This window comes from Sulfitobacter sp. W002 (genome assembly GCF_025142135.1).
In the GTDB taxonomy this organism is placed as follows: Bacteria; Pseudomonadota; Alphaproteobacteria; order Rhodobacterales; family Rhodobacteraceae; genus Sulfitobacter; species Sulfitobacter profundi.
The window spans coordinates 774,863-801,022 of the sequence record NZ_CP081126.1 but is presented as its reverse complement, the minus strand read 5'-3'; the positions used below and the strand labels follow the sequence as shown (position 1 = coordinate 801,022).

23 protein-coding genes are annotated in these 26,160 nt (G+C 59.9%); 7 read left to right on the top strand and 16 right to left on the bottom strand.

The window, feature by feature from the left end:
* Positions 1–36: 36 nt before the first annotated feature.
* Positions 37–939 (bottom strand): LysR family transcriptional regulator, encoded by a 903-nt coding sequence (locus K3758_RS03905; protein ID WP_120350337.1) that lies wholly within the window; start codon positions 937–939, stop codon positions 37–39.
* 158 nt (positions 940–1,097) lie between these two features.
* On the opposite strand from K3758_RS03905, the gene xdhA reads away from it, so the two are divergent.
* The 5 genes from xdhA to guaD are packed head-to-tail and all read left to right on the top strand — an operon-like array spanning position 1,098 to position 8,828.
* The gene (gene xdhA / locus K3758_RS03900; RefSeq protein ID WP_259947813.1) at positions 1,098–2,561 is read left to right on the top strand and encodes a xanthine dehydrogenase small subunit; all 1,464 of its coding nucleotides are present in this window, start codon (positions 1,098–1,100) and stop codon (positions 2,559–2,561) included.
* A gap of 17 nt (positions 2,562–2,578) precedes the next feature.
* The gene (gene xdhB, locus K3758_RS03895; protein ID WP_259947811.1) at positions 2,579–4,897 is read left to right on the top strand and encodes a xanthine dehydrogenase molybdopterin binding subunit; all 2,319 of its coding nucleotides are present in this window, start codon (positions 2,579–2,581) and stop codon (positions 4,895–4,897) included.
* Positions 4,898–4,900: 3 nt separating this feature from the next.
* Positions 4,901–5,782, top strand: coding sequence for a xanthine dehydrogenase accessory protein XdhC (gene xdhC, locus K3758_RS03890; protein ID WP_259947809.1), 882 nt, complete (start codon positions 4,901–4,903; stop codon positions 5,780–5,782).
* 41 nt (positions 5,783–5,823) lie between these two features.
* Positions 5,824–7,425, top strand: coding sequence for a xanthine/uracil/vitamin C permease (locus tag K3758_RS03885; RefSeq protein ID WP_259947807.1), 1,602 nt, complete (start codon positions 5,824–5,826; stop codon positions 7,423–7,425).
* Between the two features lie 59 nt (positions 7,426–7,484).
* On the top strand, positions 7,485–8,828 hold the full coding sequence (guaD, locus tag K3758_RS03880) for a guanine deaminase (RefSeq protein ID WP_259947805.1): 1,344 nt from the start codon (positions 7,485–7,487) through the stop codon (positions 8,826–8,828).
* A 160-nt stretch (positions 8,829–8,988) separates the two neighbouring features.
* Here guaD and K3758_RS03875 read toward each other — a convergent pair whose 3' ends face one another.
* From K3758_RS03875 to K3758_RS03845, 7 genes are all read right to left on the bottom strand, one after another.
* A complete protein-coding gene (locus tag K3758_RS03875; RefSeq protein ID WP_259947803.1) occupies positions 8,989–9,933 on the bottom strand; it encodes an oligopeptide/dipeptide ABC transporter ATP-binding protein in 945 nt (314 codons plus the stop codon).
* Positions 9,930–10,904, bottom strand: coding sequence for an ABC transporter ATP-binding protein (locus K3758_RS03870; protein WP_409202623.1), 975 nt, complete (start codon positions 10,902–10,904; stop codon positions 9,930–9,932). The genes K3758_RS03875 and K3758_RS03870 overlap by 4 nt, the downstream gene beginning before the upstream one ends.
* Before the next feature lie 5 nt (positions 10,905–10,909).
* Entirely contained in the window at positions 10,910–11,782 is an 873-nt protein-coding gene (locus tag K3758_RS03865) for an ABC transporter permease (protein ID WP_259947799.1), read from the bottom strand.
* Positions 11,782–12,702 (bottom strand): ABC transporter permease, encoded by a 921-nt coding sequence (locus K3758_RS03860; RefSeq protein WP_259947797.1) that lies wholly within the window; start codon positions 12,700–12,702, stop codon positions 11,782–11,784. The genes K3758_RS03865 and K3758_RS03860 overlap by 1 nt, the downstream gene beginning before the upstream one ends.
* A gap of 72 nt (positions 12,703–12,774) precedes the next feature.
* Positions 12,775–14,307, bottom strand: coding sequence for an ABC transporter substrate-binding protein (locus K3758_RS03855; RefSeq protein ID WP_259947796.1), 1,533 nt, complete (start codon positions 14,305–14,307; stop codon positions 12,775–12,777).
* Between the two features lie 54 nt (positions 14,308–14,361).
* A complete protein-coding gene (locus K3758_RS03850) occupies positions 14,362–14,976 on the bottom strand; it encodes an RraA family protein (protein WP_259947795.1) in 615 nt (204 codons plus the stop codon).
* 108 nt (positions 14,977–15,084) lie between these two features.
* Positions 15,085–15,429 (bottom strand): RidA family protein, encoded by a 345-nt coding sequence (locus tag K3758_RS03845; protein ID WP_259947793.1) that lies wholly within the window; start codon positions 15,427–15,429, stop codon positions 15,085–15,087.
* A 166-nt stretch (positions 15,430–15,595) separates the two neighbouring features.
* Here K3758_RS03845 and K3758_RS03840 point away from each other — a divergent pair, with 166 nt between their 5' ends.
* A complete protein-coding gene (locus K3758_RS03840; protein WP_259947791.1) occupies positions 15,596–16,528 on the top strand; it encodes a LysR family transcriptional regulator in 933 nt (310 codons plus the stop codon).
* Here the strand turns inward: K3758_RS03840 and K3758_RS03835 are convergent.
* The 8 genes from K3758_RS03835 to K3758_RS03800 form a co-directional block, all read right to left on the bottom strand.
* Entirely contained in the window at positions 16,510–17,457 is a 948-nt protein-coding gene (locus tag K3758_RS03835) for an ornithine cyclodeaminase family protein (RefSeq protein WP_259947789.1), read from the bottom strand. The two genes, K3758_RS03840 and K3758_RS03835, sit on opposite strands and share 19 nt — an antisense overlap.
* Positions 17,454–18,698, bottom strand: a complete 1,245-nt coding sequence (locus K3758_RS03830; RefSeq protein ID WP_259947787.1) for a Zn-dependent hydrolase — start codon at positions 18,696–18,698, stop codon at positions 17,454–17,456. The genes K3758_RS03835 and K3758_RS03830 overlap by 4 nt, the downstream gene beginning before the upstream one ends.
* A gap of 28 nt (positions 18,699–18,726) precedes the next feature.
* Positions 18,727–20,010 (bottom strand): TRAP transporter large permease, encoded by a 1,284-nt coding sequence (locus tag K3758_RS03825; RefSeq protein WP_259947785.1) that lies wholly within the window; start codon positions 20,008–20,010, stop codon positions 18,727–18,729.
* Complete coding sequence (locus tag K3758_RS03820) at positions 20,007–20,480, bottom strand: TRAP transporter small permease (protein ID WP_259947783.1); 474 nt, start codon at positions 20,478–20,480, stop codon at positions 20,007–20,009. The genes K3758_RS03825 and K3758_RS03820 overlap by 4 nt, the downstream gene beginning before the upstream one ends.
* A complete protein-coding gene (locus tag K3758_RS03815) occupies positions 20,477–20,851 on the bottom strand; it encodes a cupin domain-containing protein (protein WP_259947781.1) in 375 nt (124 codons plus the stop codon). The genes K3758_RS03820 and K3758_RS03815 overlap by 4 nt, the downstream gene beginning before the upstream one ends.
* Positions 20,848–21,837 carry a DctP family TRAP transporter solute-binding subunit gene (locus tag K3758_RS03810; RefSeq protein ID WP_259947779.1) on the bottom strand — a complete coding sequence of 330 codons (990 nt, stop codon included), beginning with the start codon at positions 21,835–21,837 and terminating at the stop codon, positions 20,848–20,850. Before K3758_RS03810 ends, K3758_RS03815 begins: the two co-directional genes overlap by 4 nt.
* Positions 21,838–22,453: 616 nt before the next feature.
* Positions 22,454–23,902 carry a HAMP domain-containing sensor histidine kinase gene (locus K3758_RS03805; protein WP_259947777.1) on the bottom strand — a complete coding sequence of 483 codons (1,449 nt, stop codon included), beginning with the start codon at positions 23,900–23,902 and terminating at the stop codon, positions 22,454–22,456.
* Complete coding sequence (locus K3758_RS03800; protein WP_259947775.1) at positions 23,899–24,636, bottom strand: response regulator transcription factor; 738 nt, start codon at positions 24,634–24,636, stop codon at positions 23,899–23,901. Before K3758_RS03800 ends, K3758_RS03805 begins: the two co-directional genes overlap by 4 nt.
* A 225-nt stretch (positions 24,637–24,861) precedes the next feature.
* Between K3758_RS03800 and K3758_RS03795 the strand changes: the two genes are divergently transcribed.
* Positions 24,862–26,106, top strand: a complete 1,245-nt coding sequence (locus K3758_RS03795; RefSeq protein ID WP_259947774.1) for an ABC transporter substrate-binding protein — start codon at positions 24,862–24,864, stop codon at positions 26,104–26,106.
* Positions 26,107–26,160: the final 54 nt, after the last annotated feature.

Here is a 26,160-nt window from a genome sequence, read left to right as displayed (position 1 = left end):
GTCACACCAGAGTGCAACGCTGAACGGGCGTCGAACTCAGACGAAAAAGCGTTTGCTGTTTCGTGCGATGTGATCAACGAACAGACGAACCTTTGGATCCTGAAGCTTTTTGTGGGGATACAGGCAGCCAAAAATGGTCGGCTTTGGCGGAGTGTGCGGTAATACCTCGACAAGTCGTCCCGACTTGAGGTGTTCACGCACATCAAAGCGCGGCTTGTTGATGATCCCACGCCCGGCCAGCGCCCAATCGGTCAGTACATCACCGTCATCGGCATCGAACCGACCGCGAACCTCCAGCTTTCGGGGGCCCATATCGGTCTGAAGTGTCCAATAATACTCTGGCGATCTTGGATACCGCAGCAAAAGGCAGTTGTGCGCCTGATCGTGAAGATCGTCAGGCGTCATCGGCGTTCCACAACGCGAAAGATAATCCGGAGAGGCACATAAGACCCGATCGCAATCCGCGAACTTTCGCAGCTTCATCGTGGAATCACTCGGCTCCCCGATAAAGAAAGCGATATCGAGCCCGTCTGCCATGATGTCTACCCGTCGGTCGGACAGCCGCATCCTTATCTCTGTGTCAGGATAGGTTTCAGAGAATTCCGGGACCAATGGCGCAACTATTCGACGCCCGACCCCAAGCGGTGCCGTGATCCGCAGGGCGCCTCGCGGGGCGTCGGAAAAGCTGGCGACCCGGGCCTCGGCGTTATCCAGCGCCTGCAAAATAGCATGGGCCTCATCGTAAAAAACGGTGCCGACCTCTGTCGGGGTGATGGAGCGGGTCGTCCTGTTAAACAGGCGCACGCCGAGATGTTTCTCTAGCTCTTTCAAACGCTTGCTGGCAACTGCAGGCGTCAGCCTCAGGTCCCGCCCGCCCGCGGTGATACTTCCCAAGTCCATCACGCGAACGAAGACGCGCAAGCTTTCGATATAAGACATACGGCGCTCTCCCCTTCCGCATGAACATGCCCAAAGTCCGGCGAATTTTCAACGTTCTGTTGAAAGTATTTAGCGTTTCCGGTGATTTTTTCGCCCAAACAACTGTGTCTATCGTAGCGGCGACGATCACAGCCACACTGGCGATTGGGAGGCACCCCTTGGACTATCAACGCGACATCCGTTTCATTCTCAACGGCACAGACGTGGCGCTGGACGACGTTTCAGCCAGCCAAACGCTTTTGGACTTTCTTCGGCTCGAACGCCGTCTGACCGGGTCAAAAGAAGGCTGCGCCGAAGGCGATTGCGGCGCCTGTACCGTACTGGTGGGCCGGCTTGGCAATGCCGGGCTGGTCTATGAGCCCATCAATGCCTGCATTCGGTTTCTGGCCTCGATCAACGGTTGTCATGTGGTCACGGTCGAGCATCTCTCTGGTCCGAAAGGTCGGCTGCACCCTGTTCAGGAAGCAATGATTGAACATCACGGGAGCCAATGTGGTTTCTGCACGCCCGGATTTGTCATGTCGCTTTATGCGCTCTGGATGCAGACGCCCGAACCAACATCGCAAGAGGTTGAGACGGCCCTACAGGGGAACCTGTGCCGCTGCACCGGCTATGAGCCCATCATCAAGGCAGCGGTGGCCGTGTCGCGCTATGGCACGCCATCGTCGGATCTTCTGAATGCCGAACGCGCTCAGATAACGACGCGACTGCAAGCGCTTCAGCATGGCAAGCGCATCGTCTCCGGACCCAAAGACAACCTGAGCATCATCCCGGCTGACGTGGATGATCTGGCCGATTGCCTTTTGAGCTACCCGAACGCAACCATCGTGGCCGGGTCCACCGACGTCGGGCTTTGGGTTACAAAATTCCTGCGTAAAATCGGACCCGCGATTTTCACCGGCCATCTTAACGCGCTGAAAACAGTTGAGCGTCAGGGAGGGCAGCTAAAAATCGGGGCTGGGGCCAGCTACACCGATTGTCAGGCTATTCTGTCAGAGCACCTGCCTCATCTTCTCCCCTACTGGAACCGTATCGCGGGATGGCAGGTGCGAAACATGGGCACGGTCGGGGGCAATATCGCCAACGGTTCTCCTATCGGTGATACCCCGCCCGTCCTGATCGCGCTTGGCGCAGAGATCACGCTCCGCCGCGGCGCTGCCCGCCGAAACATGCCTCTTGAAAAGTTCTTTATAGACTATGGCAAGCAGGATCGCGCACCGGCGGAATTTGTCGAGAGCATTCAGGTTCCCCTGCCCGGCCCCGATGATTTGAACGCTGCCTATAAAATCTCCAAACGGCGCGACGAGGATATCTCGTCGGTGGCCGTTGGCATCCATATGACGGTAACCGGAAACGTCATCAGCAATGCCCGCATTGCCTTTGGCGGCATGGCCGCGACACCCAAACGTGCAACGGCGGGAGAAGCTGCGCTGAATGGTCAGCGCTGGACGCGAGAGAACTTCGAGGCCGCCGCAGCAGCGCTGGCCGAGGATTTCGAACCGCTTACGGACTGGCGCGCCTCCGCGGCGTATCGAAAGCTCTCTGCTCAGAATCTTCTGCGCCGTTTTTATCTGGAACAGGATGCGCAAAGCGCCGCACCCGTTCAACTCATCAGCGCTTAAAGCAAGGAGGCGCAAAAATGAAAGACAACGTTTCCATCACCGGCACCGCCCACAGCGACCGCATTCATGACAGCGCGTCAAAACACGTCACGGGCGCGGCAGATTACACCGACGACATTACGCTGCCCGAAGGCACGTTGCATGCCTATCTAGGTGTCTCGGATGTTGCCCATGCGACGCTTTTGGACATCGACTATACCGATGTTCTGGCAACTCCGGGCGTGATCGGCATCCTAACGGCCGAGGATGTGCCAGGCGTCAACGACCTAAGCCCCACGGGAATGAATGATGAGCCGGTTTTCCCCACTGATGTGATTCAATTTCACGGCCAACCCCTGTTTGCGGTGATCGCAGAGACACGGGACATTGCGCGCCACGCCGCAGAAAAAGCCAAGATCAACTGCGATGTTTTACCCCATGCGCTTGATCCCATTCAGGCGCAACAGGCGGGATACCCACACGTCACCGCCCCGCTGAAACTCGAACGCGGCGATGTCGATGGGGCGTTGGAAACCGCCAGCAATCGGATCAAGGGTAGGATTGCTGTGGGCGGACAGGACCACATGTACCTTGAAGGGCATATCGCCTTGGCCATTCCCGGGGAAGACGATGATATCGTCGTGCATTCCTCCACGCAGCACCCCTCCGAGGCGCAGCATATGGTGGCTCAAGTTCTCGGCGTGCCCTCGAATGCGGTTGTGGTGAACGTGCGCCGCATGGGCGGCGGGTTTGGCGGCAAGGAAAGCCAGATGAACCTGTTCTGCGCTGTTGCCGCAATGGCGGCGAAAAAGTGGAACCGCGCCGTGAAGATCCGCCCCGACCGGGACCAAGACATGACGGCTACGGGGAAACGCCACGATTTTGTAATCGACTATGATGTCTCTTTCGACGCAGCGGGACGCATCGAAGCGGTGAATGGCAGCTTTGCTGCACGGTGCGGTTTTTCGTCCGATCTCTCGGGCCCCGTGACCGACCGAGCCCTCTTTCATGCCGATAACGCTTATTTTTACCCGAATGTGCGGCTTGAAAGCCATCCGATGAAGACCAACACAGTCTCCAACACGGCTTTTCGTGGCTTTGGCGGCCCGCAGGGGGTGGTGGCTGCTGAACGCATCATCGAAGAGATCGCCTATGCCACAGGCCAAGATCCACTGGACGTGCGCAAGGCGAACTTCTACGGCGGCGAAGGGCGAGACATCACGCCCTATCATCAGAAAGTCGAAGACAGCATTCTCGAACGGCTTGTCGAGGAGTTGGAAACCACCTCTGACTACCGCCAGCGCCGCAAAGACATCATGGCCTTCAATGAGACCTCGCCGGTGCTCAAAAAGGGGATTGCCCTGACCCCGGTCAAGTTCGGGATCTCGTTCACGGCGACGTGGTACAATCAGGCTGGCGCATTGGTGCATGTCTATAACGACGGCTCAATCCACCTGAACCACGGCGGCACAGAGATGGGTCAGGGGTTGAACACCAAGGTGGCACAGATTGTCGCTGAGGCGTTTCAGGTCGATTTTGAGCGGATCAAGATTACCAAAACCACCACTGAGAAAGTGCCGAACACGTCAGCAACCGCTGCTTCCAGCGGAACCGACCTGAACGGCATGGCCGCGCTCAACGCGGTGGAACAGATCAAAGCGCGGTTGGTCGAGTTCGCGACAAAAACTTGGGGTGTTACCGCAGAAGAGGTAAGTTTCCACGCCAATCATGTCTTTATTGGCAAAGACATCCTGACATTTGCGGCCTTCATCAAGCAGGCCTATCTTGCCCGCGTGCAGCTTTCGGCGGCCGGTTTCTACAAGACGCCGAAAATTCACTGGGACCGCGCCAAAGGCCAAGGGCGCCCGTTCTATTACTATGCTTACGGGGCAGCATGCTCTGAAGTGACAATCGACACATTGACGGGCGAATACCGTGTCGAGCGTACCGACATCCTGCATGATGTGGGCCGTTCCCTCAATCCGGCGCTCGACAAAGGCCAGGTCGAAGGCGCGTTCATCCAAGGCATGGGCTGGCTCACAACCGAAGAGTTATGGTGGGACGATGCCGGACGACTGCGGACCCATGCGCCCTCTACATACAAAATTCCCCTCGCTTCCGACCGCCCCCGCATATTCAACGTGAACCTTGCCGACTGGTCGGAGAACCGCGAACTGACCGTGAAGCGCTCCAAGGCGGTAGGAGAGCCGCCCTTCATGCTTGGCATTTCGGTGTTCGAAGCGCTGTCGATGGCTGTCGCTTCGGTGGCCAACTACCGCGCGTGTCCGCGTCTTGATGCGCCGGCCACACCGGAACGGGTGTTGCTGGCTGTGGCACGGTTGCAGGCCGAGGGGTGAACCATGTCGAATAGCGCCGTTTCATTGGATGAATTTCTTGCGGCACATGCATCGGTCATTCGCGTCGCACTGACCCGCGTGCGTGGTTCCTCCCCCCGGAACGAGGGAACTGAGATGTTTGCCTCTGCCCAAGGGCTTTGGGGAACGATAGGCGGTGGCCAGCTGGAATTTCTGGCCATCCAAGCAGCGCGGGACATGCTGCAGAGCGGAGATTTGGTGCGAGAGTTAGACGTGCCGCTTGGCCCTGAGATCGGCCAATGCTGCGGGGGAAGGGTCGAAATCCGCCTGACGCGGATGCGGTCATCAGACAAGCGCGCCGCAGCGGACCGGGCTCGCGAGACAAAAGCCGCCCTGCCTCATGCCTATGTCATGGGGGCCGGTCATGTCGGGCGGGCCTTGGCCGACCTGTTTCAACATTTGCCCGTCAGATGCATCCTGATTGACACCCGAACCGAGGAGATCGCTCTCAATACGGCAGCGGTAGAGACCCGTATCAGCGTGCTGCCAGAGGCCGATATCTGGAGCGCGCCAGCAGGCAGTGCCTTTATCGTTCTGACCCATGATCATGCGTTAGACTTTCTGCTGACCTCCGCCGCGTTGGAACGGGGTGATGCCTTGTACGTCGGTATGATCGGCTCGGCGACCAAGCGCGCAAAATTTAAAAACTGGGCGCGCATGCACTGCGACGGCCAAACGATCGAAGATTTGAATTGCCCCATTGGGGCATGCGGTAGCCGCGACAAGCGGCCCAGCGTCATTGCAGCCTTCGTGGTTGCCGAGGTGATCGCTGAATTGACCACTGAAACTGCCGCAACCGCCCCGATCGGGGCAATAGAAGCGCCCCAAGGGCGCGCATATCTGGGCCGAACGGGGAGACTGGCCTGATTGGCCAGAGGCGTTCCGCCCTATCAGTGGAGGAGACCGTCATGGACGGGAGGACTTATAACTACAAGCTGTTTGCACGCAGCGATTTTAACGCTTTTTGGGCGTTATTTACCGACAACCTTGTCAACTTGCTGATCCTGACTGGCGTTTGCCAGTTCGTGTTTCAGATGCCACCCGAGATCGTTTTTGGCCGCATCGTACCCGGCGCGGCCATCGCCATTCTGGCCGGTGTTGCGGTCTATACCTATATGGCCAAATGGGCAGCCAACAAACAGGGCAAAGACGTGACCGCCCTGCCCTACGGCATCTCGACACCCGTGATGTTCGTCTATCTGTTCGGGGTCATCGGGCCAATCTACTGGGCCACGAACGACCCGTTGCTGGCATGGCAGGTCGGCATCGGGGCGGGCTTCATGGGCGGTGTCGTCGCCGCTCTCGGGGCTATCGTCGGGCCGTGGTTGAAAGAGATCACGCCGCGCGCGGGCATGCTCGGCACCCTATGCGGCATCGCGCTTGTGTTTATCGGCTCTGTGCCCTTGGCGCAGATTTTCGAAAGCCCGATTATCGCCTTCACCTCGTTGTTGTTCATCCTATGGGGGCTGATCGGACGGTTTCGCCTTCCGGGCAACTTGCCTGCCGGTCTGGTGGCAATCGCTGCGGGTACAGTGATCGCCATTGTCTTGGGGGAGTCCAAAGTTGACGTGAGCGGAATCGGATTCTACCCGCCGGTTCCCTACATCGGCGATCTACTTGCCGGCATTCAGTACCTGTTCGCGAACCCTGAACTGTTCCTCGTGCTGATCCCGGTGCAGATCTACAACTTCATCGAAACCATGAACAACGTGGAATCTGCGGAAGCGGCAGGCGACCACTATCCGGTCGGTCTGTGTCAGGTTACTGATGGGGCGGGCACGATGCTGGGCGCACTCTTTGGATCGCCCTTTCCGACGACTGTCTACATCGGCCATCCCGCCTACAAACGGCTTGATGCACATGCGGGCTATATCATTGGTGTTGCTGTCGTCATCGCCGCTGCCGCATTTGTCGGGCTCTTGTCGTTCCTTGCAGGTCTGATCCCGGTTGCCGCGGCCGCACCGGTCTTGGTCTTCGTATCCGTCAGCCTGATCACCAATACGGCATGGGCGGTAAAGCCGATGCATATGGCCGCCGTGTCCTTCGCCATCCTGCCGCATATCTCGGCCTTCTTGGTGACCAAGTGGGGTTCGTTGATGAATGCCCTGCGCAGTTCCGGCGTTGAGGGTCTGCCATCTTTGGGTGACGAAGCGCTCACCGCTGCGCTTTTGATGGAAGGCGCACATTACGAAGGCCATCTGGCGCTTAGTCAGGGGGCGATTATCACCGGACTTATCTGGGGTGCGATCGTCGCTGACATCATTGACGGACGCTTCAAAATGGCAGGCGGTTTTGCAATCGCGGCGTCTTTGATGTCGTCGGTCGGGATCATTCATTCCTACAAGCTGCAACTGCCGCAGCTGGACCCGATCACCATAGGCTACCTGATCGTCGGCGCCTTCATGTACCTATATCCGTTGGTCGCACCGAAAGAGGACCTAGAGCACCGCATTGTTGTGCCCGATGAGCCAGACTTCATGGATGAAGATATGCCCGCCCATCAGGCGTAACCAAACGATGGGCGGCTGGTCGCCGCCCCTCTAAACTCTTCCCTAGATTTGAGAACCCTATGACCCAAAAACTGCTTCGCGGTCGCCTGTTGACCTTTCACCGCGCGCCGCAAGATGGCTCTGATACCCAAGCCTACACCTACCTTGAAGATGCCGGTTTGTTTATCAGCGATGGCATCATTCAAGACGGTGGTCCCTTCGACAGTATATTGGCCAAAGCCCCCGATGTGCCGATCACGGATCACCGCCCTCATTTGATGATGGCAGGTTTCATCGACACCCATATTCACTTTCCGCAGGTGCAGGTGATCGCCTCATGGGGTTCGCAACTGCTGGACTGGCTCAACAATTACACTTTCCCGGAAGAAACGCGCTTTGCCTGCGAAGACCACAGTCACCGCATGGCACAGGCGTTCTTTGACCAGTTGGTTGCGCATGGCACGACCAGCGCCGCCGCATATTGTTCGGTTCACAAGACCTCGGCGGATGCTTTTTTCTCAGAAGCGACGCGGCGCAATATGCGGATGCTGGGCGGTAAGGTCTTGATGGACCGCAATGCGCCAGCCGATCTTCTCGACACGCCGCAGAAAGGGTATGATGAAACAAAGGCGTTGATCTCCGAATGGCACGGCAAAGGCCGGAACGGCTATGTCATAACGCCCCGGTTCGGCATCACGTCATCGCCAGAGCAGATGGAAACGGCGATGGCGCTCGGTGCGGAGCATCCTGATTGCCACATCCAGACGCATTTGTCCGAAAACAAAGATGAAATCGCCTTTACCAGAGAGCTTTATCCGCAGGCGCGTGATTATTTGGATGTGTACCAGTCCTACGGCCTGTTGCGGGACAACACATTGTTAGGGCACGCCATTCATCTCGAACCTAGAGAGGTTGACGCGCTGGCGGAAACCGGCGCGCATCCCGTGTTCTGCCCCACCTCGAACCTTTTTCTCGGTAGCGGTCTGTTTGATCATCGCAACCTAACTGCGCATGGCGTTCAAAGCGGGATTGCGACAGATGTAGGCGCAGGCACAAGTTATTCGATGCTCCAAACTCTGAAGGAGGGCTATAAAGTTCTGCAGCTACAGGGGCAATCTATGCATCCGCTCCAAGCTTTCGATTGGGCGACACGAGGCAACGCCAATGTTCTGGGTCTGGAGGACAAAATCGGTACGTTGGCATCGGGAACAGAGGCAGACGTTGTGATTTTGAATTCATCTGCCACGAGCGCGATGGCCCTGCGCATGGAGCGCGCCGAGAGCCTCGCGGAGGAGTTGTTCGTGCTGCAAATCATGGGGGACGACCGCGCTGTCGAAGAAGTCTACGTGAGTGGCGTTGCTCAAAAAGCTTGCCAAGACCGGCCTGCAGGGGTGGTTCGCTTCAGTGGGGGGATTACCGCCTAGCGCCTCGCGCAGGTTCTGCCGATTGATCGCGATTTACCGCAGCCTGCCCTTATGTTTGGCGAAGGGCTCGGGGCTGCGGGTCTCGTTCCTGCACGCAAAGCAAAACAGCGCGTTGCCGAAATGCTCACCGGCGTGGTTCAGCGACAGAACGAACACGACGTCATGCCGCCCGCTCGCACCTGACATGGGTGTCGCGCAACTCCCGGAGTTCTTGCGGGCCTTTGACACAGCTTTCCCGCACATCCGGACAGCGCGGCGCGAAAAGGCACCCGCGGCGTGCGGCAAACGGGTCCGCCGCCGCCGCGCCCAGCTTTTGTTCCGGCAGCCCTACCTGTGGGTCCGGCAACAAGGTCGCGGCAAGAAGGGCACGTGTATAGGGATGGCAGGGATTTTCGAAAAGTGTATCGGTTCCGGCTTCTTCAATCTTCTGCCCAAGGTACATAACAGCCACGTGGTCTGCCAAATGCTCGACCACGGCCAGATTGTGGCTGACGAAAACCATCGTGAGGCCAAGCTCTTTCTTGAGCGAAAGCAGCAGATTGATGATCTGCGCCTGTACCGAGACATCGAGTGCCGAGGTCGGCTCGTCACAGATCAGCACACGCGGGCCGAGGATGAGCGCGCGGGCGATGGCGACACGCTGCCTTTGCCCGCCCGAAAGCTCGCCGGGATAGGCATCGGCCAATCGCGCGGGCAGCCCCACCAGATTGAGCATTCGCTTGACCTCGGCGTCGACATTTGTGCCGCCGTGCAGGCGCAGCGGCTGGCCGACGAGGGTCTGAATGCGCTTGACCGGGTTGAGCGAGGCATTGGGGTTCTGAAACACCGGTTGGATCAGCCGCACGCGGTCGGCCACCGGCATGGCGCCGATCTTCTGGCCCGCGATCTCGACCTCGCCTTGGTCGGGCTGCAACAGGCCCAGCATAATGCTGACCGCCGTGCTTTTGCCGCAACCGGATTCGCCGACGAGCCCAAGCGTTTCGCCCTCGGACACCTCAAGCGACAGGTCGTTGACCGCCACCAGCTCCTCGGTCGGAGCAAACATGCCGCGGCGCAGACGGTAGGCTTTGCGGATGTTGGTCATTCGGATCATGGGGGGCGTCATGCTGCCACCTCCGCTGCCCTGACACATTCAACGAAATGACCGGGACCGGTGTCGACGCGCGGCACCGGGTCATTGATGCAGCCCGGCCCCGCAAGGGCGCAGCGGTCGCGAAAGGCGCAGCCATGCATTGTGCCGATCAGCCCCGGCACGCGGCCCGGAATGGCGGGCAATTCGCTCCCGCGCGGGGTGACGCCCGGCACCGGGATCGCAGCAAGTAGGCCTTGGGTATAGGGATGGCGCGGCGCGGCAAAGAGGTCAGCGGCGCGCGCGCGTTCGGCGATGCGTCCGGCGTACATCACCGCGACATCGTTAGCGATGGCCGCGACCACGCCCAGATCATGCGTGATTAGCAAAAGCGACAGGCCAAGATCGCTCTGCAGCTCACCCAGAAGCGCCAAGATCTGAGCTTGAATGGTCACATCCAGCGCGGTCGTCGGCTCGTCCGCGATCAGCAGTCCGGGGCGCCCCATGAGCGCCGAAGCGATCATGATGCGCTGGCGTTGGCCGCCGGAGAACCCGTGCGGATATTGCGTCAGCCGCGCCGCCGGATTGGCGATGCCCACGCGGTCAAGCATCTCGATGGCGCGGGTGTCAGCGTCCTTACGGCCTAGCTTTTCGTGGCGCATGACGCCTTCGGTCAGCTGGCGCCCGATGGTCAGCGTCGGGTTCAGCGCGCTGGTCGGATCCTGAAAGATCATCGCAACGTCACGGCCACGCAGCTTTGCCAGCTTGCCATCGGTCCTCGTGGTCAGGTCCTGACCCGCCATCTGAAAGCGATCGGATGTGACCTTGGCGTAGCGCGGCAGCAGTCCCATGATCGAGATCGCGGTCAGCGATTTGCCGCAGCCCGACTCGCCCACAAGGCAGAGCGTCTCGCCCTTGGCAATTTGCAGATCCACCCCGCGAACCGCGTTCAAGATGCCCCGGTCGGTGGGGATCGAAACGCGCAGGTTGCGAATATCAAGCATCATCTCGGTCATTTCCGTGCAGGTCCCGTTATATCGCGCAGTCCGTCGCCAAAGAGGTTCACCGCGAGCACCAGCAGACAGAGCGCCGATCCGGGAAGGGCGATCAGCCACGGATCAAACAGAATATTGTCGCGACCCTCGGAAATCATCAGCCCCCAGCTTGGCGTCGGTGGGCGCACCCCCAGCCCGAGGAAGGAGAGCGCGGCTTCCAGAAGGATCACGTTTGCGACCTCCAGCGAGACGACGACAAGGATCGTGGCGCGCATATTGGGCAGAATCTCGAGGAATAGGATGCGGGTTCGGCTCGCCCCGATGGCCCGCAGGCCCATGATGAATTCCTGATGCCGAAGGCTTTGTGCGGCAGCGCGGGTGACGACGGCGAACCGATCCCAGAGCAGCAGGCCCAGAACCGTTATCAGCGTGATCAGCGACGCGCCGCCAAGTGCCACCGCCGCCAGTGCGACCAGCACGATGGGCAGCGACAGCCGGGTTGTGATGGCAAAGCTGATAACCATGTCGATCCAGCCGCCAAAATAACCTGCAAAAAGGCCCAGCGTGATGCCGATGGCACCCGAGACGAGGATAACCCCCAGCCCCACACCCAGAGACACCCGCGCGCCATAGATCAGGCGCGACAGGTAGTCGCGGCCAAGGTGATCGGTGCCCAGAAGGTGTTCGGGCACGGAACGGTCATGCCAGAACGGCGGCAGAAGGCGGCGTGTCAGGTCCTGCGCGATCGGGTCATGCGGGGCGAGCAACGGCGCCAACAGCGCAATCAGAATGATCCCCGCCAGCAGCGTGCCGCCAATCAGCGCCCCGGTATTGCCGCGCATCTTGCGCCAAAGGCTGGGCCGTGCGGTTTCCATGGTGACTTCGGACATCAGGAGGCCCCCCGCAGGCGCGGGTCAAGCACCGCGTTGAATATATCCGCTAGCGTGGTCAGCACCACGTAGAGCAACGATAGGATTAAGATGATGGCCTGCACCACCGGCAGGTCACTGCGTAGGAGTGACTCCCATGCCAACCGCCCCAGACCGTTCAGCGCAAAGACGCTCTCGATTACGATGGACCCTGATAGAAGCTGTCCCAGTTGCACCGCCGCAAGTGATACCAAAGGCAAAATCGCGTTGCGCAGGGCGTGGCGTGAAATCACCAGATGCATCGGCAACCCCTTGGCCCGCGCGGCGCGCACATAGTCCGTTGCTAAAACGTCGATCATCCCTGAGCGGGTGATGCGCATGAGTTCCGGGATAGCGTAATAGCTGAGTACGATGACCGGCAGGATGTAGCCCTGCCATGTGTCTGCGCCCGAAATGGGTACCATGCCGTACCAGACACCAAAAACAACGATGGCCATGAGTCCCAGCCAAAAGCTTGGGATCGCTTGCCCCGACACGGCGATCACCAGCGCGAGGCGGTCAATCCAGCCGTTCGGCCTAAGCGCCGCCGCGACCCCCAACGGCACCGCGATCACCAGCGCGACGACGAAAGAGACGAACCCCAATGTCAGCGTGACGCCGACACGGTTGCCGATGATTTCGGTCACCGGCACGTTGAAATAGATGCTCTGGCCTAGATTCCCGGTCAGCGCGCTGCCGATCCAGTCAAGGTATTGCACGATCAGCGGCTGATCAAAGCCATAGGCAATACGAATAGCCTCGGCATCTTCGGCCCGGCCACCTGAGCCCGCGATGGCAATTGCGGGGTCGCCCGACAGGAACATGAGCCCGAAACTCAGCGCGGATACGGTCACACAGACCAACAACGCCACGAGCATGCGTTTAGAGATGAAAGAGAGCATGGGTCTTTCCATTAATAGGGGCCGGACGGTGGGGAGCGGTCCGCCCGGCCCTGTTCCGCTGGAGGGGTCAGCCTATTTCCAGCTGGCCGCCCACCAACGGGCGAACTCGTCGGGGTGCGGGGTGAAGTTCAGGTCGTTGGACAGCCCGTAGTTGACGTTAAAGTTGTACATCGGCATCCAATAGGCCTCGTCCGCGACCTTCTTGACGGCCTTGGCGTAGTTCTCGGCGCGCACCTCGCGGTCGGATGCGGTATCGGCCTCGGTCAGCCATTCAGCCAACTCGGCGTCCTGCACAAGATCGTCCGCGCCGCCGCCAAAGAAGTTCGACAGGATAAACGCCGTGTCGCCAATGCCGTAGCTGCCCCAGTTCGAAAAGAACGCCGGAAGCTCCTTAGCGCGCCACTTGCCGATACCCGAGGAATACTGCTGTTCGTTCAGCTCCAGCGTCACGCCGACATTCGCGAGGTCCGCGGCCACCGCCTCGGCCGTCGGGCGGGGCATGGCGGCAAACACCATTTCCATCTCGAAGCCGTCTTCATAGCCTGCTTCGGCCAACAGAGCCTTGGCTTTCTCCGGGTCGTATTCATAGGCCGCAACGTCCTGCGCGCACCCGAATTGGGCCGGGTTGCAGGGGGTATTCAGCACCTCGGAGGCGCCGCCCGCGAAAGCTTCGACAATCGCGCCTCGGTTGGTGGCATGGATTAGCGCCTGACGTACCTTCTTGTCGGCAATCGGCGTGTCGCCTGCCATCGCTTCTGGAGCAAAACCCACATATCCGATGCGCATGATCGGCGCGCTGATGATCTGTACCCGGCCTTCCAGACGCGACGCCTGATCCGGGGGTATGCGCCAGATCCAGTCAAGCGAGCCCGACATCAACTCGGCATACTGGGTGTTCATTTCGGGGATGGTACGGACGGTGATCTTGTTAATGCTCGCGCCGCTTTTAGGGCTGCCGGCGTAGTGATCTTCGAACCGTTCCATTTCGTAGCGAATGCCCGGCTCTTGGCTCACCAGCTTGTAGGGCCCGGTGCCGATCGGTGTGGCGGCTATCCCGGCAGACCCTTTTTCAGCAAAGAACTCATGCGGATAGATCGGAAGCGCATCGGCCAGCATCTCGACCGCGCCGGCAAAGGGCTTGGACATATTGATGCGCACCTTGTAATCGCCCAGCATCTCGACGTTGTCGATCCAGTCGACCGAAATCGAATAGCGGGTGCCGTATTCCGGGGTGATCACGGTGTTGAGCGTTTCAACCACGTCGACGGCGGTGAAATCGGCACCGTTATGGAACTTCACGCCCTGACGCAGAGTGAACTCCATCGTCAGCGGCCCGGTGAATTCCCAAGATTCCGCCAGCGCGGGCACGATCTCTCCCGTGTCGAGGTTCTTGTAAAGCAACCCGTCATAGATGTGCCGCGCGAGGATCAGGCCCTGACGACCGGCGATCTTATAGGTGTCAAGCGGCTCGGGCTCGGCGGCGAAGGCCACGTTGAGCGTATTGGATGCCTTGTCGGCCAATGCGGGCGTGCCCAGCATCAGCGCTGTGCTGGCGGCAAGCGCCGCCATCCCGGTTAAGCGTTTTCTGGATACAGTTTGAGTCATGGGTCTCTCTGTCGGTTGAGTGAAGTGAAGAAGGGTGGTGCCGGTTTTCCGGTTCTAGGAAGGCTGCTTTGCGCCCCGCGTGATGTCGGCCAGTGTCTCGCCCGCGCGCAGGCGATTGAGAATCCCGACCTCGTCTTCCTGCATCTTGCGGGCGCGCGCCGCGTGGTTTGCGGCCTGTTTCTTGTCCAGCACGACAACGCCGTTTTCGTCGGCGAGGATGATATCGCCAGGCCGAACGGAGACACCGCCACAGCCCACAGTCACGTTGAAGTCGCCGCCAAGCCGTCGCGGCTTGGTGGTGATTGGCGAGCGGCCGCGGCACCAGACGGGGAAGTCTTCGTGCTCTATCGCGGACCGGTCGGTGACAAAGCCGTCAATCACCGCGCCCACCACGCCGCGCGCCTTGGCGGCGGCGGTGGTAACCGCGCCCCAGCAGGCATGGCGCAGATCGCCGCAACGGTCGATGACGATGACCTGTCCGGGTTTCGCGGCAGAGAGTGCATCGGTGAGCATCGCGCCATCGTCGCCTTGTATGCGCACGGTCAGCGCCGGGCCAAATACCCGACGGCCGGGCAACAGCCCCTGCAGCGATGGCGCCATGAAGCCGGTTTCAAGGAAATGGCCCAGTGTCGCCGTTTCGATGTCCGAGAGGTCGAGTTGGGCTGTCATGCTCTGTCCTGTCGCCTGTTTTCTAGGAAAAGGATGGCGGCGAGAGAGCTAATGGGTCAAATAGCCGGGAGTTATGACAGGCATAACTCCCGGGACGGGATGCGGTGCTCAGACCGCCGCGGTGACGATGAATTCCACCTTGTAGTCAGGCGTGGCCAGCTTGGCCTCGCCACAAGCACGCGCGGCCGGATTGGCAGGATCAATCCATGCGTCGTAGACCGCGTTCATCTCTTGGAAATCTGCCATGTCGTCCAGCCAGATAATAACCTGCAACAGCTTGGATTTACTGCTGCCTGCCTCATCCAGCAGGCGGTCGATGGCGTTCAGGCAGTCCTGGGTTTGGGTGGCGACATCCGCACCGGCGGTGCCGACTTGGCCGGCGAGGTAGACGGTGTTGTTGTGAATGACGGCCTGGCTCATCCGCGGGCCTGGGTGCAGTCGTGTGATGCTCATGCTTTTCGCTTTCCGATTAAATGAGCGGCAAGCCTATCCGAAGGCGGGCGAAGCGCACAGCTGCGCCACATAGGCGCTGTCAATCACAGGCATTCGCATTGACTATGTGGCCAGTGACCAAAAATAGGGCATTCTCAGCTAACCCGAACAAAATCGAGTCGCCCCCATGATCACCCAATCGCAATCCGACCTGAACTGGAACTTGCTGCGCATGTTCTACATGATTGCGAAAGAGCGGAGCATCACCAAGGCGGCCAGGCAACTGGGCCTAAGCCAGCCTTCGGTCAGCAATGCGCTGCAAAAGCTCGAAGCGCAACTCGATTGCCAGTTGGTCTTCCGCGACAGCCGCCATTTCGAACTGACGACACGCGGCGACAAGATTTTTCAGGAATGCCGCGATATCTTTCACAGTGCCGAGCGGATCAACCTTCTGGTGCGCAATGCTGAAGAAGAGGAACGGGGGCAGGTCCGGTATCAGATCATCAGCAATCTGGTGTCACCGATGTTGGACGAGTTGCTGCGGCTTTACCATCAGCGTTACCCTTCTGTGGCCTTTCAAAGCGAGGTCCAGAACAGCCAGTCCATCGTCCGCTCGATCCAACAGGGGCGCGGCACGATCGGATTTTGCCTCTTGGCCAAACCGTTGGTCAATCTGCCGTCGATACGCCTATTTCGAGAAGAGTTCCTCGTCTTTTGCGGTGCCGAGCATCCGCTCTTTGGGCAGGAGACCGTGGCACTGCGCGATCTCAGGCACGAGCCCTTCATCAGCTTCGCCTGCGCCACCGAAGGCATGGGGCTCGAGCCGATGTCGGTTCTGCGCGAAGGCACCCGGCTGGGCAGCCGCATCAACGGGCTGAGCACCAACATCGAAGAGGTTCGCAGGATGATCGTGGCCGGACTTGGCGTTGGCATCCTGCCGCTGATGACCGCGCAGGACGACATCCGGCGCGGCGATCTCTGGCCGCTCAAGATCACCGACGAGGCCATCGGCGCCGATGTCTATCTCGTGCATGCCCCGAGAGAGAAGCTGTCGCCCTCGGAGCAGAAATTCGTCGATATCGCGCAGGAACTACTGGCGCTTTACCCCGATATGGCGTGATCGCGCGCTAGGTTGGCCGCAGCCAAGTCCTGAAGCGCCATGCCTGCGGATTTGAACACAGTGCGTGCTATGTCATCCCTCCGGCCCGGATGCGCCCTTTGGCACAATTCGGTCAGATCGGCACGGATGTGGCCCGGCGTGATCTGCCCTGCGTCCAGCGGCTGAGCAAGGTCACCCGCCAGCGAGGCCCCGGCGCGCAGATCAACGAAGAGCTCCGCCTGCATGATCGCCTGACCGTCGCTTTCGCGCATATCACCCTTAAAGGCACCAATCAGGTCAAGGTGACTGCCGGGTTTGAGCCAGTGGCCATGGATGATCGGCGCTGTCGAGGCGGTGACTGTGCTGATCACATCCGCGGCTCGGCACGCCACTTCGAGGTCACGCGCGGCTTGCGCAGGCAGACCCTGTGCGCGGAGCGCTTCGGCGACAGCCACCGCCTTTTCGCGGCTGCGCCCCCATATCGACACCGTTGTGTAAGACCGCACCGCACAATGCGCCGCCGCCACGGCGAGCGAAAGCTGTCCGGTGCCGACGATCAGCAGATGACGGGCGTCCTTACGTGCGAGGAAATCCGCCGCCAGTGCCGAGGCCGCCGCCGTGCGCCGCGCGGTCAATGCGTCGCCATCCAGCGCCGCCTGCATCTGTCCGGTTTCGCCATTAAACAACAGATACCCTGCATTGATCGTCGGGCACCCCTTGGCGGCGTTACCGGGAAAAAAGGTCACCACCTTGACGCCGATGCTTTCACCCGGAACCCATGCGGGCATGATCAGAAGCGAGGCTTCGCTGCCATCGGGCTGAGCGATGCTCAGCACCTGCCGGTCCGGGGCCTGCACCGCGTTGCCGCAGTACCAGTCGCGCAATTGCCCGATCAGATCGGGCCAGTCCAGCGAGGCTTCAAGCGCCTCATGCCCGATCAATGCGCTCATCGATCGGCCCGATTGACGACGGCATGCAGCAAGATATTCAGCCCGGCGACGAAATTCTCGGGCGTGCAATTTTCTTCGTTATTGTGGGTGATGCCGTTTTCGCAGGGCGTGAAGATCATCGCCGTCGGGCAGTGGGTGGCCAAGAAGTAGGCGTCATGGCCCGCTTGGCTCTGGATATCGCGCCAATTGAAACCCATTCGGATCGCCTCATCGCGGATGCCGTCGATCATCTCGTGATCGAAGATGTCGCCACCCCATTCCCATTCATCTTCGATCTGCGCCTCGCAACCACAGCGCGCAGCGGATTCATAAAGCGCACGGCGCATCTTTTCCGCCATCGCACGGGTCGTGATCGGATCGGGATGCCGGACATCGCAAACCGCCTCGGCCTCGTCCGACAGGATGCCCGGTTTATTGGGCCAGGCGGTCAACCGTGCGGCGGTGGCCTTGCCATCATGCACCGCGAAATCCCAGCCAATGTCATCTACAGCCGTCAGCCAGCGCGCGCCCGCAGCGAGGGCGTTTTTGCGCAGGTCCATCGGTGTCGGTCCGGTATGCGCGGTTTGGCCCTTGAACGAGGCCCGCATACCGCGCACCGGATAGCCACCTGTGACGATGCCGACCTGTCGATTTTCCGCGTCAAGGATCGGTCCCTGCTCAATATGCAGCTCGAAATAGGCGTCGATCTCGCCTGCCTTGCAGGCGCGGTCGCCCTTGTAGCCAATCCGCTCCAGCTCATCCCCAAAGCGCGCGCCATCGTCGCCGACTAGGTCATGCACCCAATCGATATCGTATTTTCCGATGAAACAGCCCGACGCGACCATCGGCGGCGAGAACCGCGCGCCTTCCTCATTTGTCCAATCGACAACAACGATGGGGCGTTTGGTGACATGGCCAGCATCGTTGAGGCTGCGGATCACTTCCAGCCCGGCCAGCACGCCTGCGATGCCATCAAAGCGTCCGCCGTTGATCTGGGTGTCGAGATGGCTGCCGATCAGGATGGGCGGCAGGTCGTTATCGGTGCCGTCGCGGCGACCAAAGATATTGCCGGCGGCGTCCACCTCAACGCTCAGCCCTGCATCTGCGCACCATTTTCGGAACAGGTCTCGCATGGCTTGGTCGTCATCGCTTAGCGTTAGGCGCGACAACCCGCCCGGGCGGCCTTTGCCGATCTCTGCCGAGGCTTCAATGGTCGACCAGAACCGATCGAGGTCAACGCGGGTATCGGGAGTTATTGACATGAGAAACTTTCTTTCTTGAGAGCCGGGATCAGAACAAGAGGCCCGGAAGATCGGTAATTAGAGCAGGAAACAGGACAAGCAGCAGCAACACGCCGACCATCACACCAAGCAGCGGCACGAGGTATTTAAACGAGTCGCTAAGCGGAATTTGCCCCACACGGCAGGCGGCCATCAGGTCGATGCCAAGCGGTGGGGTGTTCGCGCCGATGGCAAGGTTGATGGTCAGCAAAATGCCAAAGTAGACGGGGTCGATACCGTAGTGGCCAAGGATCGGCAGGAACACCGGCGCGAGGATCAGGATGATCGCGATGCTTTCCATGAACGTGCCGAGGATCAACAGGACCGCCATCATCATCAGCAAGGCAACAGTGCCGCTTTCGGTCGCCTGCGTGATCCCTGCAACGGCCATCTGCGGCACCTGTTCGGCAGCGAGGATCCAGCCAAAGACCGACGCCGCGGCAATCACCAGCAAGATCACACCGGTCATTTCCGTGGTCTCGCGCAACAGTTGGGCCAGCATCTTGAGGCTCAGCGCGCGATAGACAAAAATGCCGATAAAAAGCGCATAGGCCACGCCGATGCCCGCGGCTTCGGTGGGGGTAAATATCCCCAGTCGGATCCCACCGACAATGATGATCGGCGCTAGCATGGCGAGGATCGAGCCCTTGGCAGCTTGGCCAAGTTCACCCCAAGAAAACGGTTCACCGCCCTGCCATCCGTTGCGGCGCGAAATGCACCAGGCGACCAGCATCAGCCCGAGGCCCAGAAGGATGCCGGGTATGATCGCGGCCACGAAAAGCTGGCCGATTGAGCTGTTGGTGGCGGTGCCATAGACGATCAGCACGATTGAAGGTGGTATCACGGTGCCGAGAGACCCCGCGCAGCCCAGAGCCGCCGCGCTGAACCCCGGCGCATAGCCTTGGTCGCGCATTGCAGGCAGCATCATCGTCCCGATCGCCACCACATCGGCCACGCCAGACCCGGAAAGCGAGCCGAACATCATGCAAGCAATGATCATAACCATCGCCAGCCCGCCAGTGCGCCGCCCGATGAGCGCCGAACACAGTGCGATGATACGGGGTGCGAGCCCGCCATGGACCATTAACAGCCCGGCAAGTAGGAACAGTGGGATTGCTAGCAACGTAAAGCTGTTGATCCCTGCCACGGCCCGCTGGGCCACAACGATCATTGGCGCAGCATCGGCAATCAGCAGGTAAAACATCGACGACAGGCCCAAGGCAACGGCAATCGGCGCGTCCAGCAGCACCAATACAACGAAGACCACGAGAAGAAGAGCAAGCGCAAGGCTCATGTCCGGCCCCCTTTCAAGATGAGGCCCAGAAGGGCGAGGCCGCAGCAGACCGGCAGGGAGAGGTAGAACAGACCTACAGGTAGCGAGAGCGCGGTCGTCTGGTGTGACCATGTGATCCCGGTCAGTTTCCAGCCCGTCCAGATAAACACCGCCAGAAAAACAAAGCTCGCCAGCCAAGCAAGAACGGCCAGCCCACGGCGCAGCATCGGCGGCATGGCGATCAGGTCGAGCAGCCCGGCACGAAAATGCGAGCCGCGCACAAAGCCCGAGATCGCGCCCACGAAGGTGAGCCAGACCAACGCCAACCGGGGCAGTTCCTCGGCCCAACGCGGCGTGGAAGAAAACAGGTAGCGCGAGATGACGACGTAGACGACCATCGCGGCAAACCCCGCCACCAGTGCGGCGCCAAACCAGCGCGCAGCACGGTCGATCAAAGTGGCCGCGCGCAGCGACCCGGTCCCGAGTGTCATGGTTTCAGAAATCCTTCCGGTCCGCGACAGAGCATGCATTCGTCGCAATAGGCCGCGACAACGACCCATTCGTCTGAGATCACCTCGACCGTGTGATCGAGCCCCGGCGGCAAGCGTACGGCGGTGCCTTCGGTCATGTGGAATTCCTCGCCCCCTGCCCGTAGGATCGCTTCTCCTTTAAGTGTGAGCGTAACCTCGTCACGGGGATGGCTGTGCGCGGTGGACTTCGCCCCCTTTAGGCCGGTAGTCACGGAAAGCTTGATAAAGCCCTCGCCGCGCGCCGCCGGTGAAAACAGCACTTTCTGTGTAAAGTCGAAAAGTTGCACCGGCTCCACCGATGCAACTTCTGTGATCTCCGGCCGCAGGGTCATTTGCGGTACTGGTCAAGGATGGCCAGAAGATCTTCGCCATAGACGTCCTTCTGGCTTTCCCAGATCGGCGCGACCGCTTCGATAAATGCCGCCTTGTCGACCTCGTTGAACGCCATGCCCTTTGCTTCAAGCTGCGCAATCAACTCGTCATTCGCGGCGGCAACCATATCACGCTGTTTCAGACCCCAAGTAGTGGCGGCCTCCATCACGATGGTCTGGTCCTCGGGCGAGATTTCATCCCACGTCGCGCTCGACATGGTCAGCGTCGCGGCACCCCAGATGTGCTCAGACAGCGAGACGTACTTCTGCACCTCAAAGAAAGAGGCCGAGTAGATGATCGCAAGCGGGTTTTCCTGCGCGTCAAATAGGCCTTGTTGCAGCGCTGAATATAGCTCACCGAAGGACAGCGGTGCGGGCTCAGCGCCCAGTCCTTCGAACGTCGCAAGCCGCACCTTGTCTGGTGTGACGCGGATTTTTAGACCGGCGAGGTCTTCCGGCTTTTCAACCGGGCGGACATTATTGGTGATGTTGCGGAAGCCGTTTTCCCACCAACCCAGAACCTTGATGCCTTTGTCGTCCATCATATCGGCCAGCGCGCCGCCCAGATCGCCGTCGAGCGCGGCAAACGCCTGTTCGCGGGCACCCCATGCGTAGGGCATCTCAATGATGCCCATGCGTGGCTCGATCCCTTGGAACGAGCCTGAGCCGATCAGTCCGGCCTGAACCGAGCCGAATTGCAGGCCCTCGATCACTTCTTTTTCGCTGCCAAGCTGGCCTGACGGGAAGACCTCAATCGCGACGCGGCCCTCGGTGCGGTTGTTCACTTCGTCCGCGAACCCGCTTGCAGCGGTGTGCCAGCTGTGGCTTTCCGGCAGAACGTGGCCAAGTCGGATGGACACATCGGCGGCCAAGGCGGCAACCGGTGCTAAGGCCGCAAGGCTAACCGCCAGCAGGCCGCCTTTGATTAGGGTGGTGGGGGCTTTCATTTGGGTCTCTCCTGTTGAGCATTAATTGCCGCAGAAGAGATACCGATCACGGATTCCACGCAAATAGGCCCAGCCTATGGTTGGGAGAGCTTTTGCCAATGCTCCTCAACGCTCGGGGCCACGCAAGTTAGCCAGAATATCGGCCCACCGCCTATCGTCGCAACCATTTTCCTCAGGGCCAGTTTGCCATGCACACCGCCGATGCAAGTCCCTTGCGGGGTATTCGACTGCCGAGTGTCACGTTGGCAAGCCGATTACTACTCGCTTTGATAGGTAATACCGGCCCTTACCTGCCGTTCGCTTCACGGCCGAGCGCTGCAGTGTAGCATCACCAAACCGGCCATGCATGGCGCAGCATTTTCGAAGAGTGAAGGTCGACAGATCGGACGAAACGTCAATTCGCGATGTCCACCCCAATGGACGCGATTGATGTTTGTACTGGGAACTCTCGTGACATCGACCAATACGCCATCATAAAACGCAATGAAATGCGGAACGGCGTTGAGATACCTGCGCCTATGGCGATGCTGCCAATCGCGATAAAGTGCAGCGATTGCAACGGCGCGCATTTCGTCACTGTGAATGTTCCAAACGCGGCACCAATTAACCTCTTTAATCACCCTCTATCGATCAAAAGGCAGGCGGATAGGCCGACGGGCGTGTCCTTGAACGACAGCGATCCACCGTGCATTTTCGCAATCGCTGCGACGATTGTAAGGCCAAGGCCATAACCGTCGATCGTTGCTGTGTTGGTACCGCGCTGGAATGGCGCCATCAGAGCTTCCATATCGGCAGCAGAGCTTTCCGAGCCCTCGTCTTCGATAACGATCGTTGCCGTCTGGGCATCGGCTTCCAACGCGACGATGGCGCGTCGACCGTATTTGAGGGCGTTTTCGATAAGGTTTGTTACCGCGCGTTCAAGCGAGATCGGCCGCCCCATCACGGTAACATCCCGGTCAGGTGCGAATACGCTTTGGCCCTGCCGCGACGTGAAGACCGAGCGCGCGCCTTGCACAATAATGTCAGAGCCTTCGCGGAAGGTCACATCCTTGCCCATATCCTGATAGTCCGCGACGATTGAATCGATCAGCGAGCCGAGCGAGAGCTTGCGGGGCGCTTCGACATTCATCTCGGCCCGCGTATAGGTCAGCACGCTTTCGATAATGCCTGTCATGCTGTCGATATCGGCCTCAAGCTTCTGGCGCAATTCGGAATCCGGGATCAGCGCAGTCCGCAGCCGAAGCCGCGTGGCGGGTGTTCCAAGGTCGTGACTGACCCCTGAAAGGACGGCAGCGCGGCTGGACAATTGCTGGCGCTCATCTTCGAGGAAACTGTTCACGGCGGCGACGATCTCCTGCAATTCTTGTGGTCCGGGCAACTCATAGCTCGCCGGGCCACCGATGCGTCGGCGGCTGCGCAATTGTTCGGCGAATTGAGAAAACTCAGCCGAGAGGTTCAGGATCACCGTGAGGATCGCCCCCATGGAGAGTGCGGCCAGCAGAACTGCCCACATGCGATGGTCGGCGGGCGCTGCGTCGCAGTTGAGCACCGAAGCGCCGTCAATCTCAAACCACGGGGCGCTGCCCATCTGGGCAAGCACGACCGGATCGGTGCAATAGGAGGCTACCAGTCGAAACACCTCGCCCGCCTTTTCCGCTGCCGTTTGATAGGCCCGGTTAGGAATCTCGGCCAGTTTGTAGGTAAGATCGGGCGACAAGATCGCCATGGTGAGGGGCGCACCGGTCTGACTGTTGGCGCTGTCGGCAGAGATCAAGACGATGGTCACCCGCGCGGCGAGCGGGGCATGCGAAATCTGGCGAAAGGTCCCGTTAGCGGCGTGGACCTGATCTTCCGGTGACAGGGCACGAATTTGCACCTCTTCGGCCGGAACGGTGCCGTTTTGCACGGCGTAGTAAAGGTTGATGCCCGCGACATAGGCCCGCTCCTGATGCGCCCGCCAGCTTGCATTTGAATTGCTCCAAAGCCAGACGGCATGCCCGCCCGCTATGAAGGCCGCGATAACGAGGAGGCTGCCGATCGTCCGAAGGCTGCGGCGCTTGATCACGTATTCTGTTCCATCACGTCGACCGCAAAAACGTAGCCGACCCCGCGTTCGGTTTTGAGAAATTTGGGGTGCTTGGGATCTGCCTCAATCTTTGAGCGCAGCCGCCCGACCAGCACGTCGATGGCGCGACCAAGTCCTTCGCCCTGCGGTTCTGCCTCGCCGGTGACGTCAAGCGCGACGGCGATTTCCTCGCGGGTCAGGGGTATGTGGGGATTTGCAAGAAGCACCCGCAGCAGGGCAGTCTCGCGCCGGGAAAGGGACACCTGAACCCCGGTAGGAGAGCGCGCCTCGTTGTGCTTTGCGTCATAGGTCCAGCCGGAAAAGGTGAACGTCTTGGTGTTGCGGCGATGCACCAGCGAAGACGACCGCCGCGTTCGGTGCAGCACGGCCTTTACGCGAGCGAGCAGGAGTTCGGGGTTAAAAGGCTTGGCGATGTAATCATCGGCCCCCACCGCGTAGCCCTCCATACGCTGGTGATCTGCCGAAAGGGCCGACACCATGATGATCGGCACATCCTGCTCCTGTCGCAGCCGCCCACAGATATCGAGCCCGTTTTCGTCCCCCAGCATGACGTCTAACAAAATCAGATCGACCCGCCCGCCTTCGAGATGAGCCGCAACCTCGGCTTCCGTGGCAGCGGGCAGCGCAATTGTCCCGTGTTTACGGAGGAATTGCGTCATCATCTGACGCATTTCGGGGTCGTCATCGACCACCAGAATTCGGGGAATCGTCAACCGCTCTCCTCCTTAGGCTGGCGCGGGATACCGCTGCCTCGCCCCTCGTTTATGTAATATGATGCAACAAAATCCACGGCTAAGTAACAAGCTGTAACGGGCGATGGGAATAAATGCATGTCGGGCGCAGATACCCGCTATGTCCGCATTGCATGCTTTGCCCTTCAGGCTCAGTCTCCCGTTATCCGGTCTGGGAGGGCCGTAGTTTCCACGGGAGGACATCTAATGAAAGCCTATGTAACTGGGGCAGTCTCTGCCCTGTCGATGATTGTAGCAACTTCGGCTGTTGCCGAACCGACCGCCGAAGTGCTGCACTATTGGACATCTGGCGGCGAAGCCAAATCCGTTGCCGTTCTGCAGAAAGAGTTCGCTGATAAGGGCGGCAGTTGGACCGATATGCCAGTGGCCGGTGGCGGTGGTGACGCGGCGATGACAGCACTGCGCGCCCGCGTGCTGTCGGGCAATGCGCCGACGGCGGTGCAGCTCAAAGGCCCCGCAATTCAGGAATGGTACGAAGAAGGCGTTCTGGCCGATATCTCTGATGTTGCCGAAGCCAACAACTGGGACGCGGTGCTGCCCGCCTCCATCGCCGGCCATATGAAGTGTGAGGGCACATGGTGTGCCGCCCCCGTTAACGTGCACCGGGTCGATTGGATCTGGGCCAATGCGGAAGTACTAAGTGCCAATGGCATTGAGATGCCGACGACGTGGGAAGAGTTCAACGCCGCCGCCGAGAAACTGCAAGAGGCCGGGATCATCCCGCTGGCGCATGGTGGACAGGCTTGGCAAGACGCCACGGTTTTTGAGGCTGTGGCTCTGGGCATCCTCGGGCCAGAAGGCTATCGCAAGGCCTTTGTAGAGCTCGACAAAGAGACGCTTACCTCTGACGCTATGATTGCGGTGTTCGACCAGATGCGCATCATGCGTGGCTTTGTCGACAGCAACTTCTCGGGCCGTGACTGGAACCTCGCCACCTCGATGGTGATGAACGGCGAAGCCGCCTTCCAGATCATGGGCGACTGGGCCAAGGGTGAGTTTATGGCCGCAGGCAAAGTGCCGGGCGAAGACTTCCTCTGTGCCTCTGCGCCGGGCGAAGGCTTCCTCTACAACGTAGACAGCTTCGCGATGTTCGACGTCGATGGCGAAGACAAGAAAGCCGGGCAGCAACTGCTTGCTGAACTGGTCGTCGGTCAGAACTTCCAAAAGGTGTTCAACCTCAACAAAGGGTCGATCCCCGCACGCACCGATGTAGCGCTGGATGAATTCGACGACTGCGCCCGTCTTTCCGCCGATGACATGCAAGCCAGTTCCGACGGTGATGCGCTGCTGCCAAGCTATGCACATGGCATGGCCCTGCGCGGCGCGCAGGCCGGTGCGATCACCGATGTGGTGACGGCGCATTTCAACTCGGACATGTCCTCTGCCGATGCGGTCCAGATGCTCGCAGACGGTATCGCGAACAGCATGTAACGCCTGCTCCTGCCCCCGCGTTTTCGTGGGGGCAGGCCAAATCCGGGACAATCA

What these genes read in the sequence shown, in the direction of transcription:
- K3758_RS03905 (WP_120350337.1), bottom strand. Translation starts at nt 939, where the DNA reads ATGTCTTATATCGAAAGCTTGCGCGTCTTCGTTCGCGTGATGGACTTG.
- xdhB (WP_259947811.1), top strand. Translation starts at nt 2,579, where the DNA reads ATGAAAGACAACGTTTCCATCACCGGCACCGCCCACAGCGACCGCATT.
- xdhC (WP_259947809.1), top strand. Translation starts at nt 4,901, where the DNA reads ATGTCGAATAGCGCCGTTTCATTGGATGAATTTCTTGCGGCACATGCA.
- K3758_RS03885 (WP_259947807.1), top strand. Translation starts at nt 5,824, where the DNA reads ATGGACGGGAGGACTTATAACTACAAGCTGTTTGCACGCAGCGATTTT.
- guaD (WP_259947805.1), top strand. Translation starts at nt 7,485, where the DNA reads ATGACCCAAAAACTGCTTCGCGGTCGCCTGTTGACCTTTCACCGCGCG.
- K3758_RS03875 (WP_259947803.1), bottom strand. Translation starts at nt 9,933, where the DNA reads ATGACGCCCCCCATGATCCGAATGACCAACATCCGCAAAGCCTACCGT.
- K3758_RS03870 (WP_409202623.1), bottom strand. Translation starts at nt 10,904, where the DNA reads ATGATGCTTGATATTCGCAACCTGCGCGTTTCGATCCCCACCGACCGG.
- K3758_RS03865 (WP_259947799.1), bottom strand. Translation starts at nt 11,782, where the DNA reads ATGTCCGAAGTCACCATGGAAACCGCACGGCCCAGCCTTTGGCGCAAG.
- K3758_RS03860 (WP_259947797.1), bottom strand. Translation starts at nt 12,702, where the DNA reads ATGCTCTCTTTCATCTCTAAACGCATGCTCGTGGCGTTGTTGGTCTGT.
- K3758_RS03855 (WP_259947796.1), bottom strand. Translation starts at nt 14,307, where the DNA reads ATGACTCAAACTGTATCCAGAAAACGCTTAACCGGGATGGCGGCGCTT.
- K3758_RS03850 (WP_259947795.1), bottom strand. Translation starts at nt 14,976, where the DNA reads ATGACAGCCCAACTCGACCTCTCGGACATCGAAACGGCGACACTGGGC.
- K3758_RS03845 (WP_259947793.1), bottom strand. Translation starts at nt 15,429, where the DNA reads ATGAGCATCACACGACTGCACCCAGGCCCGCGGATGAGCCAGGCCGTC.
- K3758_RS03840 (WP_259947791.1), top strand. Translation starts at nt 15,596, where the DNA reads ATGATCACCCAATCGCAATCCGACCTGAACTGGAACTTGCTGCGCATG.
- K3758_RS03835 (WP_259947789.1), bottom strand. Translation starts at nt 17,457, where the DNA reads ATGAGCGCATTGATCGGGCATGAGGCGCTTGAAGCCTCGCTGGACTGG.
- K3758_RS03830 (WP_259947787.1), bottom strand. Translation starts at nt 18,698, where the DNA reads ATGTCAATAACTCCCGATACCCGCGTTGACCTCGATCGGTTCTGGTCG.
- K3758_RS03825 (WP_259947785.1), bottom strand. Translation starts at nt 20,010, where the DNA reads ATGAGCCTTGCGCTTGCTCTTCTTCTCGTGGTCTTCGTTGTATTGGTG.
- K3758_RS03820 (WP_259947783.1), bottom strand. Translation starts at nt 20,480, where the DNA reads ATGACACTCGGGACCGGGTCGCTGCGCGCGGCCACTTTGATCGACCGT.
- K3758_RS03815 (WP_259947781.1), bottom strand. Translation starts at nt 20,851, where the DNA reads ATGACCCTGCGGCCGGAGATCACAGAAGTTGCATCGGTGGAGCCGGTG.
- K3758_RS03810 (WP_259947779.1), bottom strand. Translation starts at nt 21,837, where the DNA reads ATGAAAGCCCCCACCACCCTAATCAAAGGCGGCCTGCTGGCGGTTAGC.
- K3758_RS03795 (WP_259947774.1), top strand. Translation starts at nt 24,862, where the DNA reads ATGAAAGCCTATGTAACTGGGGCAGTCTCTGCCCTGTCGATGATTGTA.